General features: G+C 54.2%; 2 protein-coding genes. Both read right to left on the bottom strand.

Annotated features, from left to right (window positions below):
• Positions 1-97 precede the first annotated feature (97 nt).
• Positions 98-1,096, bottom strand: coding sequence for a tetratricopeptide repeat protein (locus FYJ24_RS12320; protein WP_206192720.1), 999 nt, complete (start codon positions 1,094-1,096; stop codon positions 98-100).
• A 29-nt stretch (positions 1,097-1,125) separates the two neighbouring features.
• The coding region (locus FYJ24_RS12730; RefSeq protein WP_206192719.1) for a hypothetical protein at positions 1,126-1,935 on the bottom strand (810 nt) is incomplete at its 5' end.

Here is a 1,935-nt window from a genome sequence, read left to right as displayed (position 1 = left end):
TGCGTTCTCGCAGAGTAGCGATATCTTCCCCGAGGGGTAGACGCACAGGCCCAAAGGTTGTCATTTAGCCTACAGCATGAGCATTGCACTCACAGCATCAGGGGCCAAACTTCTCTGGAAAGTAAGAGAGGGGCGGTTCGAGGTTGAGCCACTCATCCATCATGCGTTCTCCTTCCTCTCGCTGTTCTGGGGTGACACTTTCTCCATAAACTCTTAGTAACCGTTCGGAAGATGTGCCTGGGACTTCTTCGTTCATAGCTCTTAAGATAGCCCAGCCTTTGGCTGGATAAGGGTTGGAGGCTGCGCGACATAAGTCCATCCCTTCTCCATCGGGCTCAATATTGCAAGCAGCCAACCAGCCTCGCCCATTGATATGCCCTGCCTCGGATGCCTTTGTTATCCATTCCCAGGCCTCTTCGGGCTGGTCTAAATGATTCAGAACAGAAGCAAGATTATTCATTGCTGGCGCATAGCCTGCCTCAGCCGCTTGGCGGAACCATGGCTCTGCGGCGTCTAAGCGCTCAGTCTCGTTGGCGTAACTCTCTTCATCGTTTCGGGCGATGTTGCCGAGCAAGTTCATGGATTCCACATGGCCTGCTTCGGCGGCGCGCAGTAACCACTCCATGGCCTTTTCTTCATCGGGCTCTTCGACGTAGAAATAGGTGTCATACAGGACGGACATCGCCTCAGGGTCACCCGCTTCGGCTTTGGGTAGGGTAAGTTCCAGTGCCGCTTGTGGCCAGTCATCACCGTTTTCCGGGCAGACATCGCCTAGTTCACAGGCACCGCCATCGAACAAGCGAAGCATGGCGTAAGGTTCACCGTGTTGAGCTGCTTGGTAGTACCAATCCAAGGCGGCTTGAGATAGCCCTCGGCTAAGTAATCTATTTGCCTCGCCTAGGTAATACATTGCCTCTACGTCACCACTTGCTGCGGCTATCTCTAGTGGAGGTTGCATCTTTTCCCACTGATGGATACCCCATAGCCGCATGCCTTCATCCTTGGCAGCTTGCGCCTCGTCATCCTGTGCCCAGGCGAGCGGTAGAAAGGATGTAAGTGTTAATCCGGCTAACACGGTCAGGGTAATTGATCGCATGGATGTCATTCCTTTCATAGCGGCCTTAATTAGCTTGCACAGATTTCAGTCCCTAAACCTGCTACATAGCGGCGGTAATCTCTTTTAGACGCTGGTATTTGGAGGCTATTTGTTCCTGACTCTTTTTCCATAAACCTATCCAAGGCCAGCTTATGGTTATGGTAAGCAGTGTCTGGGTAATTATGTGGCGGCTGACCGTCGGTGGTCATTCTGACCACTGCTTTGGTAAACAGGTACTGCGAAGGTGTGGGGTCTTCGCGGCTGAAGCGGCAAAGCGGGCCGTAAACGCTCATGGTGACGCCTTCCACTATCCAGCCCAAGCAGTTGGCAATGGCAATCTGCTGAAAATCCAGTGCTTGCTGAGAACTAAAGCTCTGGATTCTGCCGCCACTCCTGCCCCTGCCGGGCTCTTCTACTTCAAATGCCCTTGGCTCACTGACGAGTAGATATAACAGTGCTCCGAGTCCTTCTGGGGTTAATTGCTGCACCCAGTCGCGCATTTTGTCTTGTCTTGGGTCATTAACGATGACGTACGCAATCGGCCCCGCATTTTGGCCGCCGGTCATGGCGTTGTAGAGGCGTTCAATACCGGCTTGGCCGCGTGCTGCCAGTAGGCCGACGTTCAGCAGGGTCGTGGTAGCGAGGTAGCCCAGCCAGCTCATGCTTTCGTAAGCCTCTTCGTCGATCCACTCGGGCTTCACGTAGTTGTTGTCCACCATGGCCCGGTGGAGCATGGCGAGCCACAGGTCCAGGCTATCGACATCCAGTTCTACCGAGAGCCCACCCCCTGCGCCTTTGCCAATGACGACACGGGCGGCCATGCGCAACACGAACTTACC

Origin of the sequence: Scrofimicrobium canadense (genome assembly GCF_009696615.1) — a bacterium.
GTDB classification, from domain to species: domain Bacteria; phylum Actinomycetota; class Actinomycetes; order Actinomycetales; family Actinomycetaceae; genus Scrofimicrobium; species Scrofimicrobium canadense.
The sequence above is the reverse complement of the archived record's forward strand: the minus strand, read 5'-3'. Positions and strand labels throughout refer to the sequence as shown.